The following is a 15,266-nucleotide window of genomic DNA, read 5'->3' as shown; positions in this document are numbered from 1 at the left end:
CCGGCCGTGCACGAGAGTTGGTCGTTCGATGAACGAGTACGTCATCCTGTCGGCGATCCTCTTCACCATCGGCGCGGTCGGCGTCCTGGTCCGGCGCAACGCCATCGTCGTGTTCATGTGCGTCGAGCTGATGCTCAACGCCTGCAACCTGGCGCTGGTGGCCTTCGCCAAGCAGCACGGCAACCTCGAGGGGCAGGTGGCGGCCTTCTTCGTGATGGTCGTCGCGGCCGCCGAGGTCGTGGTCGGTCTGGCCATCATCATGACCATCTTCCGCACTCGTCGTTCGGCCTCGGTCGACGACGCGAGCCTGCTGAAGTTCTGAAAGGTTCGGGCACACGCAGATGTTCGTCACAACACTGGCCACGTCACTGGCCGCCGAGACGGGTCACGAGATCCCGGTCGTGGACCCGGGGAGCGCCGACGGCGTCCTCGGCCTGGTCTGGCTGGTCATCGCGCTGCCGCTGCTCGGTGCCGCGATCCTGCTGCTGGGCGGTCGACGCACCGACCGGTGGGGTCACCTGCTCGGCACCGCGATGCCGATCGGGTCGTTCGTGGTCAGCCTGGTGATGTTCCTGTCGCTGATGGGACGTGACGAGGAGGAGCGCCAGGTCGTCCAGCACCTCTACGACTGGATCCAGGTCGGCGGCCTGCACGTCGGCATGGACCTGCTCTACGACCCGCTGGCCTCGCTGTTCCTGCTGCTCATCACCGGTGTGGGCTCGCTGATCCACGTCTACTCCATCGGCTACATGGCCCACGACCCCCGGCGCCGCCGGTTCTTCGGCTACCTGAACCTCTTCGTCGCCGCGATGCTGATGCTGATCCTGGCCGAGAACTACGTCGGGCTGTTCCTCGGCTGGGAGGGCGTCGGGCTGGCGTCGTACCTGCTGATCGGCTTCTGGCAGCACAAGCCCTCGGCGGCCAAGGCCGCCAAGAAGGCGTTCGTCCTCAACCGGGTCGGCGACATGGGCATGGCCACCGCGATCTTCCTGGCGTTCGTCACGTTCGGCTCCACGTCGTTCACCGAGATCAGCCGCGTCGCCGGGGAGGCCGGCGAGGGCACGATGACCGCCCTCGGGATCCTGCTGCTCGTCGGTGCGTGCGGCAAGTCCGCGCAGGTGCCGCTCCAGGCCTGGCTGCTGGACGCGATGGAGGGCCCGACGCCGGTCTCCGCGCTCATCCACGCCGCGACCATGGTCACCGCCGGCGTCTACCTCGTCGTCCGCTCCAACTTCGTCTTCGAGAACGCCCCCGACGCGCAGACGGCCGTCATCGTGGTCGCCGTCGTGACCATCCTGTGGGGCGCGATCATCGGGTGCGCCAAGGACGACATCAAGAAGGCGCTGGCCGGCTCCACGATGAGCCAGATCGGCTACATGATGCTGGCCGCCGGGCTCGGCACGGCCGGCTACGCGTTCGCGATCCTGCACCTGCTGACCCACGGCTTCTTCAAGGCCAACATGTTCCTCGGTGCCGGCTCGGTGATGCACGGCATGAACGACGACGTCGACATGCGTCACTACGGGGCGCTCAACAAGGCGATGCCGGTCACCTTCATCACCTTCGCGATGGGCTACCTCGCGATCATCGGCTTCCCGGGCTTCTCCGGCTTCTGGTCGAAGGACAAGATCATCGAGGTCGCGATCGGCGAGAGCTGGATCATCGGCCTCTGCGCGTTGCTCGGCGCCGGCATCACGGCGTTCTACATGACCCGCCTGATGCTGATGACGTTCTTCTCCTCCAAGCGCTGGGAGAAGGACGTGCACCCGCACGAGTCTCCCGCCGTGATGACCTTCCCGCTGATCGTGCTCGCCGCACTGTCCGTGCTCGGCGGCGTGCTCCTGCTCGGCGGCTGGATCGTGCACTGGCTCGAGCCGGTCACCGGCCCCGAGGAGCACCACGACCTCCCGATCCCGGTGCTCGCCATCACCGGCCTCACCGTCGCCGTGGTCGCCGTGGGCGTCGCGATCGCGTTCCTGCTGTTCCAGAAGCGCGACGTCCCCCGCACCGCGCCGTCCGACGTCTCCTTCGTCACCACGGCCGCGCGCAACGACCTGTACGGCGACGCCATCAACGAGGGCCTCGTCGTCAACCCCGGACGTCGTCTCGTCGCCGGCCTCTTCGTCCTCGACCGCAGCGGCGTCGACGGCACCTTCACCGGCGGTGGTGCGGCGGTCAAGGCGATCGGCGGCCAGCTGCGCAAGGTGCAGACCGGCTACGTGCGCTCCTACGCCCTCTCGGTCCTCCTCGGCGTCATCATCGTCGCCCTCGCAATGCTGGCGGTTAACCTCTGATGCTGACGATCCTCATCCTGGTGCCGCTCGTCGGCGCCCTCGCGATCCCGTTCCTCCCGGCCGCCAGCGCCAAGTCGATTGCCATCGGCACCGCCGCCGGCACCCTCGGCCTGGCCGTCGCCGTCGCCGTCCTCTTCGAGACCGACGAGGGCATGCAGATGACCGAGCAGGTCGACTGGATCGGTGCCTTCGGCGTGCACTACGCCGTCGGCGTCGACGGCCTCGGCCTGCTGATGGTGCTGCTCACCGCGGTCATCGTCCCGGTCGTGCTCGTGGCCGGCTGGCACGAGGGCGACGAGGCCCCGCGCTCCTACTACGCCTGGGTCCTGGCGATGGAGGCGCTCTCGCTCGCGGTCTTCCTCGCCACCGACGTCTTCCTCTTCTACGTCGTCTTCGAGGCCACCCTCATCCCGGCCTACTTCCTCATCGGCGGCTTCGGCCGCGAGGGCCGTAGCGCCGCCGCGGTGAAGTTCCTGATGTTCCAGCTCGCCGGCGGGCTGGTCCTGCTGGCCTCGGTGATCGGCTTGTACGTCGTCTCCGCCGAGCAGGGCCGGGCGTCGTACCTGCTCTCGGACCTCGAGCAGCTCGACATCTCCACCGAGGCCGGCCGCTGGCTGTTCCTCGGGTTCTTCATCGCCTTCGCGATCAAGGCGCCGCTGTTCCCGGTGCACACCTGGCTGGCCGACACCGCCGAGAAGGCGACCCCCGGCACCAGCGTGCTGCTGGTCTGCGTGCTCGACAAGATCGGCACCTTCGGGATGCTCCGGTTCTGCCTCGGGCTGTTCCCGGAGGCGTCGCAGTGGGCGACGCCGGTCGTCGTCACCCTCGCGCTGATCTCGATCGTCTACGGCGCGCTGCTCGCCATCGCCCAGGACGACCTCCTGCGGCTGATCGGCCTGACGTCGTTGAGCCACTTCGGCTTCATCACGCTCGGCATCTTCGTCTTCAGCACCCAGGGCGGCTCCGGCGCGATCCTCTACATGGTCAACCACGGCATCGGCACCGCCGCGCTGTTCCTCGTCGCGGGCTACATCATCCGCCGCCGCGGCACGGCCCTGATCAGCGAGATGGGCGGCCTCGAGAAGGCGACGCCGATCCTGGCCGGACTGCTGCTGGTCGCCGGCCTCGCGACGCTCGGGCTGCCCGGCCTGAGCCCGTTCATCTCGGAGTTCCTCGTCCTGCTGGCGGCGTTCGACTACGCCTGGTGGGTGGGGGCGGTCGCCGTCCTCGGCATCGTGCTGGCCGCGATCTACGTGCTGTGGATGTACCAGCGCGTGATGACCGGCCCCACGCCCCCGACGGTCGAGGACACCCCCGACGCCCTCCCGCGCGAGATCCTCGCCGTCGCCCCGCTGATGGTCGCGCTGGTGGCCTTCGGGTTCTTCCCGCAGCCGCTGCTCGACATCAGCAACCCGTACACCGAGGACCTGCTGTCGCACGTCGGCGTCCAGGACGACCCACCCACGGTGTCGCGACTCGGAGCCCATGTGTTCGACCAGGAAGGCGGTGAGTGACGTGGACTTCGTCAAGCCCACCATCGAGTACGCGGAGCTCTCCCCGCTGCTGATCGTCTTCGGCGTCGCCGCGCTCGGCGTGGTCGTCGAGGCCTTCGTCGCCCGCGAGCGCCGCCACGTCGTCCAGGTCTCGCTCGCCTTCGTCGGCGTCCTCGCGGCGCTGGCCGCGACCGTGCTCGTCGGCCTCGACCTCGCCGACGTCGGACCCGGGCAGGGTCTCGTCGGGGCCGAGGGGTCGGTCGTCGTCGACGGCCCGACCGTCTACCTGTGGGGCCTCGTGCTCGTCTTCGCCCTCGGTGGCGTCGCGCTGTTCGCCGAGCGCAGGCTCGAGGCCGGGGTCTCGGTCTTCGCCGGCCAGGCCGCCGCCCTCCCCGGAACCGAGGCCGAGCGCCGTTCCTCCGGGCTCGCGCACACCGAGGTCTACCCGCTCGTCATGTTCGCGGTCGCCGGCATGATGCTGTTCCCCGCGGCCGGCGACCTGCTCACCATGTTCGTGGCGCTCGAGGTGCTCTCGCTCCCGCTGTACCTGCTCTGCGGCCTGGCGCGTCGCCGCCGGCTGCTCAGCCAGGAGGCCGCGCTCAAGTACTTCCTGCTCGGCGCGTTCTCCTCCGGCTTCTTCCTGTACGGCGTCGCGCTCGTCTACGGCTACGCCGGCTCGATGGACCTCGACGTCATCCACTCCGCCGTCCTCAACCGCACCGACGACCGCACCCTGCTGCTGCTCGGCATCGCGATGCTCTCGGTCGGGCTGCTCTTCAAGGTCGGCGCGGTGCCGTTCCACGCCTGGACGCCCGACGTCTACCAGGGCGCGCCCACCGCGGTGACCGCGTTCATGTCGGCGGCCACCAAGGTGGCGGCCTTCGGTGCGATCCTGCGGCTGTACTACGTCGGCTTCGGTGCCAACCGCTGGGACTGGCAGCCGATGCTGTGGGTCGTCGCGATCATCACCATGCTGGTGGGCGCGGTCCTGGCCGTCGTCCAGAGCGACGTCAAGCGGATGCTCGCCTACTCCTCGGTCGCGCACACCGGGTTCATCCTCACCGGCGTCCTCGGCCTCCAGGCGACCGGCGCGCTGGGCGAGGGCGAGGTCACCTCGCTGCAGGCCGTGCTCTTCTACCTGACCACCTACGGCTTCGCGACGGTCGGTGCGTTCGCGCTGGTCACCCTCGTGCGCGACGCCAACGGCGAGGCGACCGCGTCGGCGAAGTGGGCCGGGCTCGGCAGGCGCTCGCCGCTGGTGGCCGGGGTCTTCGCGCTGTTCCTGCTGTCGATGGCCGGCATCCCGCTCACGGCCGGGTTCGTCGGCAAGTGGGCGGTCTTCACCGTCGCCATGTCGGCGGGTGCCTGGCCGGTCGTGCTGGTGGCGATCGCGTCGAGCATCATCGCGATCTTCTTCTACATCAAATTCGTCCGGCTGATGTTCTTCGTCGACGCCGAGGGCGACGTGGCCGAGGTGTCCGTGCCGTCGCCGCTGACCAGCGTCACCATCGGCGTGTGCGCCCTCGTGACGATCGGCCTCGGCCTGGTGCCGGGCCCGGTGCTCGACCTCGTCGCGCATGCGGGAGACTTCATCAGGTGAGTCCCACCCAGCCCGGCGCCAGTCCGGCCGAGCTCGCCCTGCCCATCGGCGACGAGGCCCTCGCCGCACGCCTGCGCGAACGGCTGGCCGACGTCGAGGCCGCCCTGTTCGAGCACACCACCAGCAGCATCGCGCCGTACGTCACCGAGGCAGCGCAGCACCTGATGCTCGCCGGCGGCAAGCGGTTCCGCCCGCTGCTGGTGCTGCTCGCCGCCGAGGCGGGGGAGCGGCCCGAGGCGCCGGAGGTGCTCACGGCCGCCTGCGTCGTCGAGATCACCCACCTGGGCTCGCTCTACCACGACGACGTCATGGACGAGGCCGAGCTGCGCCGCGGCGCCGACTCGGCCAACTCGCGCTGGGACAACCTCGTCGCCATCCTCACCGGTGACTTCCTGTTCGCGAAGTCGTCCGAGCTGACCTCGCTGCTCGGCGCGGACGCCGTCCGGATCCAGGCCAAGACCTTCACCCGCCTCGTCGAGGGCCAGATCATGGAGACCGTCCCGCCCGGTCCCCACGACGACGCCCTGCAGCACTACCTCGACGTCGTGGCCGGCAAGACCGGCTCGCTCATCGCGACCTCGGCGCGTTACGGCGCCCGCTTCGGCGGCGCCTCGGCCGAGGTCGAGGAGGCGCTGAGGGCCTACGGCGAGATCGTCGGCTCGGCCTTCCAGCTCTCCGACGACATCATCGACGTCATGTCCGAGTCCTCGGAGTCCGGCAAGACCCCCGGCACCGACCTGCGCGAGGGCGTCCCGACGCTCCCGGTGCTGATGGCCCTCGCCTCCACCGACCCCGCCGACGCCCGCCTGCACGACCTGCTGCGCGCCGACCTGGCCCACGACGACGCCCTGCACGCCGAGGCGCTCGACCTGCTCCGCCGGCACCCGGCCATCGACGAGGCCCGGGCCTACGTCGTCGCCCGTGCCCAGGAGGCCAAGGCCCTGCTCGACGTCCTGCCGGTGGGTTCGGTCCGCTCGGCCCTCGAGGCCTTCGCCGACGTCGTCGCCGTCCGCTCGGCCTAGCCGCGACGGCGCCGCCCGGAGGCTGAGCAGGCGAGCCCCAGCGAGCGCCGGAGAAGCCACGGGCCGTGCGTCGGCCTCGGTGGGCCGGAGGTCTCGAACAAGGGTCGCGCGATCACCCTCCGCTCGAGGCACGGGCGGCGAGGGCGAGCTGGCGGCGACGGTGCCGGAGCGCCTCGACGGTGAAGACCACCAGCGCGCTCCAGACGAGCGCGAACCCGACCCAGCGGACGCCGGTCATCGACTCGTCGAAGACGACGAGGCCGAGGACGAACTGGATCGTCGGCGCGAGGTACTGCAGCAGGCCGAGGGAGACCATCGAGACCCGCGTCGCGGCGGCGCCGAAGCAGATGAGCGGGATGGCCGTGACCACCCCGGTCGTCGTGAGCAGCAGCGCGTGACCGGTGCCCTCGGCACCGAAGTGGGCGGTGCCCTGGGCCGCGAGCAGGAGCAGGTAGCCGAGCGCGAACGGCGCCAGCACGACCGTCTCGAAGGTGAGGCTCTCGACGGCGCCGACGTCCGCCGACTTCTTGGCCAGGCCGTAGGTGCCGAACGAGAACGCCAGGATCAGGGCGATCCACGGCGGCCGGCCGTAGTCCCAGGCGAGCACGCAGACCGCGGCGAAGCCGACGCCGAGCGCGCACCACTGCAGCGGGCGCAACCGCTCGCGCAGGATCAGCACCCCCATCAGGACCGTCACGAGCGGGTTGATGAAGTAGCCCAGCGACGTCTCGACGACGCGCCCGTTGGTGACGCCGTAGATGTAGGTCGCCCAGTTGGAGGTGATCGTCACCGCGGCGACGACCAGCAGCAGGCTCACGCGGCGATCGGTCAGCAGCGCCCGGAACGCCGCCCGCTTCTGCAGCACCACGACGAGGACGCCCATCACCAGCGCCGACCAGACGATGCGGTGGGCGAGGATCTCGACCGCCCCGGCCGGCTCGAGGAGCGGCCAGTAGAGCGGGAACGTCCCCCAGAGCACGTACGCCGCGACGCCGAACGCCAGCCCGCGCCGTTGGTCACTCACGGAGCCACCCTAGGGTGGGCCCGGGGGTTTGGGTCCGGTGCCGCCAGGGCACGGGACGAAGGATCAACTGTCTCCGAGGGAGTACTCGACCATGCGCTCTTCCCGTCTCGTCACGGTGTTGCTCGCCCTCGTCCTCGCGGCGCTCGTGCCCGCCGTCCCGTCGGCCGGCGCCACGCCCGCCGGCGAGCCCGCCGCCGCGCGGGCCGGCGCCGCGGACGACCCGATCACGATCACCTCGAAGGTGGTCTCGCGCAACAGCCGCAAGAAGAAGGGCCTCTTCCTCGTCGGCAAGGTCACGCCGAGCGAGGGGCCGGTCTACATCCAGCGCGCCACCAGGTGCAGCCGCGAGACCAACAGCTGCAACTTCCGGCTGTATCGGATGAAGTACCTCGAGCAGGGGCGCTACGAGGCGAAGATCGCCGCCCCGCCGACGCGGCGCGGGTGGATGTGGCGCGCCCGGGTCGGCACGAGCTACAGCGACACGTGGGTCACCTGCACCAAGACCCCCCGCCAGGCCGAGGCCGGGAAGAACTGCAAGATCCCCTTCTAGCCCTCGCCCGCACGCCGTGCCGGGAGAGCAGGGCGTGCGCGTCGCCGGCGCCGCTCTCAGACGACCGTCCAGGTGTCGCCGCCGTTGATGAGGCCGGTCAGTCGGCTCGTCTGGTCGGTGCCCTCGCCGAGGGCGACGTGCTGCGCCGAGGTGATCTGCGCGCGGGACTGGTCGTCGTACGTCGGGCGGGCGACCTGGCGGAAGATGCCGATGGGCGTCTGGTTGAGGTAGCCCATCTCGGTCAGCCGCGAGATCGCGAACGCCGTCGACGGGTCGGCCTGGTGGGCGTCGTGCACGAGGAGCGCGGCGTCGTCGACGTCGGTCACCGCCACGATCTTGACCCCGCCGGTCTCGAGGTCGCGGACCAGCCCCCGGGAGCCGCGGCCGTCCTCGAGGGTCGCACCGAAGCGGATCTGCTCGCCGTGGACGAGCGGGATAATCGCGTCCTGCTTGGTGTCGCGGTCCTTGATCGCGTCGAAGGCGCCGTCGTTGAAGATGGGGCAGTTCTGGTAGATCTCGACCAGCGACGTGCCCCGGTGCGCGGCGGCCGCGGACAGCACGGCGGTGAGGTGCTTGCGGTCGGAGTCGATGGTGCGTGCGACGAACGTCGCCTCGGCACCGAGCGCGAGCGAGACCGGGTTGAACGGGTGGTCGACCGAGCCCATCGGGGTCGACTTGGTGACCTTGCCGGCCTCGGAGGTGGGGGAGTACTGGCCCTTGGTGAGCCCGTAGATGCGGTTGTTGAACAGCAGGATCGTCATGTTGACGTTGCGGCGCAGGGCGTGGATGAGGTGGTTGCCGCCGATCGACAGCGCGTCGCCGTCGCCGGTGACGACCCACACCGAGAGGTCCTCGCGCGCGGTCGCGAGCCCGGTGGCGATCGAAGGGGCGCGACCGTGGATCGAGTGCATCCCGTAGGTGTCGAGGTAGTAGGGGAACCGCGAGGAGCAGCCGATGCCGGAGATGAACACGATGTTCTCGCGGCGCAGCCCGAGGTCGGGCAGGAACGACTGCACGGCCTTGAGGACGGCGTAGTCACCGCAGCCCGGGCACCAGCGCACCTCCTGGTCGGAGGAGAAGTCCTTGCCCGTCTGCGGCTGGTCGCCCTCGCCCGGCACGAACCGGGGGACCGACTCGGTGCCGGTGCGCAGGTCGGGCGTGGGCAGGTCGGTGGTCGTCATCTCAGACCTCCTGGTCGATCGACGTGACGGGGGTGGAGCCGCCGGACAGGTTGCCGGACAGGTCGACGGTGATGCCCTCGGCCTCGCCGACCAGGTTGCCGATCGCCTCGGCGAGCTCGGCGGCCTTCAGCGGCAGGCCGCGCACGTGGTTGTAGCCGATCGCGTCGACGAGGTACCTGCCGCGCAGCAGCAGCGAGAGCTGTCCCAGGTTCATCTCGGGCACCAGGACCTTGTCGTAGCGCCGCAGGATGTCGCCGAGGTCCTTCGGGAACGGGTTCAGGTGGCGCAGGTGGACCTGCGCGACGGCGTACCCGGCCTTGCGGACGCGGCGGCAGCCGGCGCCGATCGGGCCGTACGTCGAGCCCCACCCGATCACCAGGACCTTCGCCCTGCCCTCGCCCGGAGGGCCGGAGGGGTCGTCGACCTCGAGCGGCGGCAGCGAGTCGGCGATCCGGTCGATCTTCGCCTGGCGGGTGCGGACCATGAGGTCGTGGTTGGCCGGGTCGTAGGAGATGTTGCCGTGCCCCTCGCCCTTCTCGAGGCCGCCGATGCGGTGCTCGAGGCCGGGGGTGCCGGGCACGGCCCACGGGCGCGCGAGGGTCTCCTCGTCGCGCAGGTAGGGCCAGAAGTCCTGGACCGCCGGCGTGACCGAGCCGTCGTCGGCGATCTTCTCGGGCTCCACCACGTGGTTGGGCTCGGTGGCGAAGGCCGGGTCGATCAGCGGGAGGTCGTCGACGTCGGGGATCCGCCACGGCTCCGAGCCGTTGGCGAGGTAGCCGTCGGAGAGCAGCATCACCGGCGTCCGGTAGGTGACGGCGATCCGGACCGCCTCGACGGCGGCGGAGAAGCAGTCGCCGGGCGACTGCGGCGCGACGATCGGGACCGGAGCCTCGCCGTTGCGCCCGAACATCGCCTGCAGCAGGTCGGCCTGCTCGGTCTTGGTCGGCAGCCCCGTCGACGGGCCGCCGCGCTGGACGTCGACGACGACGAGCGGCAGCTCGGTCATCACCGCGAGGCCGATCGCCTCCGACTTCAGCGCGACGCCGGGGCCCGAGGTGGTGGTGACGCCGAGCGCGCCGCCGAACGACGCCCCGATCGCCATGCCGATGCCGGCGATCTCGTCCTCGGCCTGCAGCGTGGTGACGCCGAACGCCTTGTGCTTCGACAGCTCGTGGAGGATGTCGGAGGCCGGGGTGATCGGGTAGGAGCCGAGCAGCACCGGCAGTCCGGACCGGACGCCGCCGGCGACCAGGCCGTAGGAGAGGGCGAGGTTGCCGGTGATGTTGCGGTAGGTGCCGGCGGGCATGGTGGCCGGCTTGATCTCGTACTGGACGACGAAGGTCTCGGTCGTCTCGCCGAAGTTCCAGCCGGTCCTGAACGCCGTGATGTTGGCGTCGCGGATGTCGGGGACCTTGGCGAAGCGGCGGGAGAGGAACTCGATCGTCGACTCGGTCGGTCGCCCGTACATCCACGACAGCAGCCCGAGGGCGAACATGTTCTTGGCGCGCGAGGCGTCCTTGCGCGACAGCCCGTGCTCCTTGACCGCCTCGACGGTCATCCCGGTGAGGTCGACGGTGTGGACGGCGAAGGCGCCGAGCGGGTCGTTGGCATCGCCCAGCGCGTCGAGCGGGTTGCTGGCGTAGCCGGCCTTGTCGAGGTTGCGCTTGGTGAAGTCGTGGGTGTCGACGATGATCGTCGCGCCCGCCGGCAGGTCGCCGAGGTTGGCCTTGAGCGCGGCCGGGTTCATCGCGACGAGCACGTCGGGCGCATCGCCGGCGGTCAGGATGTCGTGGTCGGCGAAGTGCACCTGGAACGACGAGACGCCGGGCAGCGTGCCCTGGGGCGCCCGGATCTCGGCCGGGAAGTTCGGCAGGGTCACCAGGTCGTTGCCGAAGACGGCCGACTCCTGGGTGAACCGGTCCCCGGTCAGCTGCATGCCGTCACCGGAGTCGCCCGCGAACCGGATGACCACCCGGTCGAGCTGCTTGACCTGCTTCGACACCTGTCCCACTTTCGTCGACCTCGACACCTCGCCCCACGATAGTCCGCCGCGGCGGCCAGCCCAGCCGGCGCGAGTCCGTGAGACGTGACCCTCGACACGTCCGCGGTCGGCGGCGTCCGTGCGGCGCCGCGACCGGACCCGGGCGTGGTCCAGACAAGTGGTCCACCACCAGCGCGTCTGATTCGCGCGAGTTTCATATCTCGCTTAGTCTTGTCGAGTTACATGGACTGCGCCGGACCGGCGCCTCTGAGAGAGCAGGACACAGATGAAGAAGACGTTCAAGGTTGCGGCAGTCGCGACTGCCGGGGTGCTGACCTTGGCCGGATGCTCGGGCGATTCGGACAGCAAGGACAACGTGACCGTGGTCGGCTACTCCGTGCTGGAGAGTGCGAACGAGAACCTGTTCAAGGCATTCGAGGACACCGACGCCGGCGAGGGAGTCACCTTCGACGGGCCGTCGTACGGCGCGTCGGGCGAGCAGAGCCGCGGCGTGGCCGACGGCCAGGACGCCGACCTGGTGCACTTCTCCCTCGAGCCCGACATGACCCGGCTGGTCGACGCCGGCATCGTGGCCGAGGACTGGAAGGACAACGACACCAAGGGCATCTGCACGCAGTCGGTCGTGGTGATGGTGGTCCAGAAGGGCAACCCGAAGGGCATCCAGGACTGGAGCGACCTCGTCCGCGACGACGTCTCCGTCGTCACGCCCAACCCGGCGTCGTCGGGCTCGGCGAAGTGGAACCTGCTCGCTGCCTACGGTGACGTGATCGCCGGGGGCGGCTCCGAGGAGGACGCCGCGGCCTACATGACGCAGCTGTTCGACCACGTCGCCGCGCTGCCCGACTCCGGTCGCGACGCCACGACGGCGTTCACCTCCGGCACCGGCGACGTCCTGCTGTCCTACGAGAACGAGGCGATCCTGGCCCGGCAGAACGGCGAGGACTTCGACTACGTGATCCCGCCGACCACGCTGCTCATCGAGAACCCGTGCGCCGCCACCGAGGACGCACCCGAGGCCGCCTCGGCGTTCCTCGACTTCCAGAAGAGCGCCGAGGGCCAGAAGCTCTACGCCGAGACCGGCTTCCGTCCGCTCGTCGACGAGGGCGAGATCGAGGTCGAGGGTGCCAACGACCCGGCCGACCCGTTCCCCGTGCCGACCACGATGCTGACCATCGACGGCGACTTCGACGGCTGGGGCAGCGCCAACTCGCTGTACTTCGGCGACGGCCAGGACGGCAACCCGCTCGGCATCCTCACCGACATCCAGCAGTCCTCCGGGGCAGGTAGCTGACCCATGACCTCCACCGTCATGAGGCCCGGTCGACCGGCGCGCAAGCGCCGGTCGACCCGGCCGGGTGCCATGACGCCAGGGTCATCCCTAGGTCTCGGCATCGGTCTGCTGTGGTTCAGCCTCCTCGTGATGATCCCGCTCGCGGCGATCGTCGTCGAGGCCTCCGGTGGAGGTCTCGACACCTACAAGGAGACGCTCTCCAACCCCCAGACCTTCAATGCGCTGAAGCTGACCGTCGGCGTCTCCTTCGTGGTGACGCTGGTCAACATGGTGATGGGCACGATCATCGCCTGGGTGCTGGTCCGTGACCGGTTCCGCGGCAAGGCGATCCTCGACCTGATCATCGACATCCCGTTCGCGATGCCGACGATCGTGGCCGGTCTGGTGCTGCTGGCGCTCTACGGCAGCCAGGGCCCGCTCGGCACGTCCTTCGAGAACACCCAGAAGGCCGTGGTGCTCGCCATCGCCTTCGTCACCCTGCCGTTCATCGTGCGCACGGTGCAGCCGGTGCTCGAGGAGATGGAGACCGACGTCGAGGACGCCGCCGCGTCGCTCGGCGCGACCCGGTTCACCACCTTCCGCCGGATCGTGCTGCCGACCCTGATCCCCGCGATCTTCGCCGGCGCGGCCCTCTCCTTCGCCCGGGGCATCAGCGAGTACGGCTCGCTGGTGCTGCTCTCGGGCAACCTCCCGAACAAGACCGAGGTGACGTCGTTCCGGGTCGCCTCGATCCTCGAGGGGGGCAACCGTCCGGCGGCCGCCGCCCTCGCCACGGTGATGCTCGCCGTCGCCCTGGTGGCGATCGTCGCGCTCGACGTGACCCAGCGAAGGCTGGCCCGCCGTGGCTAACGCGAGCTCGGCCGTCGGCACCCGTTCCGCGGGCCTGACCTGGTTCCTCCGCATCCTCGTCGTGGTCTACCTCTTCATGCTGGTGGCCTGGCCGACCGGTCTGGTGGCCCAGAACACCTTCAGCAACGGCCTGGAGGGCATGCGGACCGCACTCAGCGACCCCGACGTGACGCACTCGCTGCGACTCACCGTGCAGGTCGCGATCATCGCCGTCGCCATCAACCTGGTCTTCGGCGTCGGCATGTCGTTGCTCCTCGTCCGCTTCGACTTCCCGGGCAAGCGGGCGCTGTCGGCGCTGATCGACCTGCCGTTGTCGGTGTCGCCGATCGTGGTGGGCCTGGCGCTGGTGCTGGTCTACAACCCGCGCTACGGGTGGTTCGGCGAGACGCTGTCCGACAACGGCATCGACGTCGTCTTCGCCACCCCCGGCATCGTGATGGCCACCTGCTTCGTGGCGCTGCCCCTGATCATCCGCGAGGTCGTCCCGGTCCTCGAGGAGATGGGCGACGAGCAGGAGCAGGCGGCCCGCAGCCTGGGCGCCAACAGCCTGCAGACCTTCCGACGGATCACCCTGCCGGGCATCAAGTGGGCGATCGTGTACGGCGTCGTGCTGAGCCTGGCGCGCTCGCTCGGCGAGTTCGGCGCGGTGAAGATCGTCGCCGGGAAGTCGATCGGCGACAAGGAGACCGCGACCCTCCTGGTCCAGCGCGAGTACCAGAACTTCCACCAGGACGTCGCCTACTCGGTGTCGTTCCTCCTGGTGGTCGCCGCCGTGCTCTGCCTCGTCGTCGTCGCCCTGCTGCGCCCAAAGCCCGAGTCGCACCGACAGCTTGCCAAGGAGAAGAAGTGAGTATCGAAGTCAGGAACCTCAGCAAGCGCTTCGGGGACTTCGTCGCCCTCGACGACGTCACCGTGTCGCTGCCGACCGGTCAGCTCACCGCCCTGCTGGGTCCCTCGGGCGGAGGGAAGTCGACGCTGCTGCGCATCATCGCGGGCCTCGACTCCGCCGACGAGGGCTCGGTCAACATCGAGGGGACCGAGGCCACCCACCTGCCGCCGCAGAAGCGCAACGTCGGCTTCGTGTTCCAGCACTACGCGGTCTTCAAGCACATGACCGTGGCCAAGAACGTCGCCTTCGGGCTCGAGATCCGCAAGCGGCCCAAGAGCGAGGTGGCAGACCGGGTCCAGGAGCTCCTCAAGCTCGTGCACCTCGACCAGTTCGCCCACCGGCTGCCGTCGCAGCTCTCGGGTGGGCAGCGCCAGCGGATGGCGCTCGCCCGGGCGCTCGCCGTCGAGCCGAAGGTGCTGCTGCTCGACGAGCCGTTCGGCGCGCTCGACGCGAAGGTGCGCAAGGAGCTGCGCGAGTGGCTGCGTCGCCTGCACGACGAGGTGCACGTGACGACCGTGTTCGTGACCCACGACCAGGAGGAGGCCCTCGAGGTCGCCGACGAGATCGTGGTGATCAACGAGGGTCGGGTCGAGCAGATCGGCACGCCCGACCAGCTCTACGACGCACCGGCGAACCCGTTCGTCATGGGCTTCCTGGGCGAGGTCACGCTGCTCGGCGGCCGCGCGCTGCGCCCGCACGACATCGAGATCTCCCTCGATCCGCACGGCGACGCCGTCGGCGGCCGGATCACCCGACTGCTGAGGGTGGGCTTCGAGGTGCGGGTCACGGTCACGACCGACGAGGGCACCGACGTGCTCGTCGTCCTGACCCGGACGCACGCCCGTTCGCTGGATCTCGCCGAGGGGGCCACGGTGTGGCTCACCGCCGCCTCCGGCGCGGTCACCGTGGAGTCCGGGCGGCTCGCCAAGGTCTGACGCCGGTCACCAGGTCGCGCCGAGTCGGCGCGGAGGTGAAGTAGAAATACGTCGAGTCGGGGGGGGGGGGGGGGGGGCCCCCCCCCCCCACCCAGCCGGGCGGGGGGGGGGGTGTGGAGCGACCCGCCAACGAATG

At 70.0% G+C, this 15,266-nt stretch carries 13 protein-coding genes; 10 read left to right on the top strand and 3 right to left on the bottom strand.

From position 1 onward, the window contains the following. Positions 1–28 precede the first annotated feature (28 nt). Genes nuoK through E4623_RS05070 form a run of 5 tightly spaced genes read left to right on the top strand, consistent with a single transcriptional unit; the run spans position 29 to position 6,409 of the window. Positions 29–322, top strand: coding sequence for an NADH-quinone oxidoreductase subunit NuoK (nuoK, locus tag E4623_RS05090; protein ID WP_134765468.1), 294 nt, complete (start codon positions 29–31; stop codon positions 320–322). A 19-nt stretch (positions 323–341) separates the two neighbouring features. Next, a complete protein-coding gene (nuoL, locus tag E4623_RS05085) occupies positions 342–2,294 on the top strand; it encodes an NADH-quinone oxidoreductase subunit L (protein WP_134765467.1) in 1,953 nt (650 codons plus the stop codon). After that, positions 2,294–3,808 (top strand): NADH-quinone oxidoreductase subunit M, encoded by a 1,515-nt coding sequence (locus E4623_RS05080; protein ID WP_134765466.1) that lies wholly within the window; start codon positions 2,294–2,296, stop codon positions 3,806–3,808. Before nuoL ends, E4623_RS05080 begins: the two co-directional genes overlap by 1 nt. Before the next feature lies 1 nt (position 3,809). After that, positions 3,810–5,387: an NADH-quinone oxidoreductase subunit NuoN gene (nuoN, locus tag E4623_RS05075; protein ID WP_245154932.1), complete on the top strand. Its 1,578-nt coding sequence runs from the start codon at positions 3,810–3,812 to the stop codon at positions 5,385–5,387. Continuing rightward, on the top strand, positions 5,384–6,409 hold the full coding sequence (locus E4623_RS05070; protein ID WP_134765464.1) for a polyprenyl synthetase family protein: 1,026 nt from the start codon (positions 5,384–5,386) through the stop codon (positions 6,407–6,409). The genes nuoN and E4623_RS05070 overlap by 4 nt, the downstream gene beginning before the upstream one ends. 112 nt (positions 6,410–6,521) lie before the next feature. Here E4623_RS05070 and rarD read toward each other — a convergent pair whose 3' ends face one another. Next, positions 6,522–7,433: an EamA family transporter RarD gene (rarD, locus tag E4623_RS05065; RefSeq protein ID WP_209020525.1), complete on the bottom strand. Its 912-nt coding sequence runs from the start codon at positions 7,431–7,433 to the stop codon at positions 6,522–6,524. Positions 7,434–7,524: 91 nt separating this feature from the next. Between rarD and E4623_RS05060 the strand changes: the two genes are divergently transcribed. Next, the gene (locus E4623_RS05060; RefSeq protein WP_134765463.1) at positions 7,525–7,983 is read left to right on the top strand and encodes a hypothetical protein; all 459 of its coding nucleotides are present in this window, start codon (positions 7,525–7,527) and stop codon (positions 7,981–7,983) included. A gap of 56 nt (positions 7,984–8,039) precedes the next feature. Here the strand turns inward: E4623_RS05060 and E4623_RS05055 are convergent, their stop codons facing one another. Together E4623_RS05055 and E4623_RS05050 are read right to left on the bottom strand one after the other, a co-directional pair. After that, on the bottom strand, positions 8,040–9,164 hold the full coding sequence (locus tag E4623_RS05055; RefSeq protein WP_134765462.1) for a 2-oxoacid:ferredoxin oxidoreductase subunit beta: 1,125 nt from the start codon (positions 9,162–9,164) through the stop codon (positions 8,040–8,042). A 1-nt stretch (position 9,165) separates the two neighbouring features. Next, complete coding sequence (locus E4623_RS05050; protein ID WP_134765461.1) at positions 9,166–11,166, bottom strand: 2-oxoacid:acceptor oxidoreductase subunit alpha; 2,001 nt, start codon at positions 11,164–11,166, stop codon at positions 9,166–9,168. Positions 11,167–11,521: 355 nt separating this feature from the next. Here E4623_RS05050 and E4623_RS05045 point away from each other — a divergent pair, with 355 nt between their 5' ends. Genes E4623_RS05045 through E4623_RS05030 form a run of 4 tightly spaced genes read left to right on the top strand, consistent with a single transcriptional unit; the run spans position 11,522 to position 15,130 of the window. After that, the gene (locus E4623_RS05045) at positions 11,522–12,457 is read left to right on the top strand and encodes a sulfate ABC transporter substrate-binding protein (protein ID WP_245154913.1); all 936 of its coding nucleotides are present in this window, start codon (positions 11,522–11,524) and stop codon (positions 12,455–12,457) included. Positions 12,458–12,460: 3 nt separating this feature from the next. Then, positions 12,461–13,306, top strand: coding sequence for a sulfate ABC transporter permease subunit CysT (cysT, locus tag E4623_RS05040; protein WP_134765459.1), 846 nt, complete (start codon positions 12,461–12,463; stop codon positions 13,304–13,306). Beyond that, positions 13,299–14,156 (top strand): sulfate ABC transporter permease subunit, encoded by an 858-nt coding sequence (locus E4623_RS05035; RefSeq protein ID WP_245154912.1) that lies wholly within the window; start codon positions 13,299–13,301, stop codon positions 14,154–14,156. Before cysT ends, E4623_RS05035 begins: the two co-directional genes overlap by 8 nt. After that, entirely contained in the window at positions 14,153–15,130 is a 978-nt protein-coding gene (locus E4623_RS05030) for a sulfate ABC transporter ATP-binding protein (RefSeq protein ID WP_134765458.1), read from the top strand. Before E4623_RS05035 ends, E4623_RS05030 begins: the two co-directional genes overlap by 4 nt. The last annotated feature ends 136 nt before the right edge of the window (positions 15,131–15,266 follow it).

The sequence above is a fragment of the Nocardioides sp. 1609 genome (genome assembly GCF_004522105.1).
Lineage (GTDB): Bacteria > Actinomycetota > Actinomycetes > Propionibacteriales > Nocardioidaceae > Nocardioides.
This window is presented reverse-complemented; position numbering and strand designations above follow the sequence as displayed.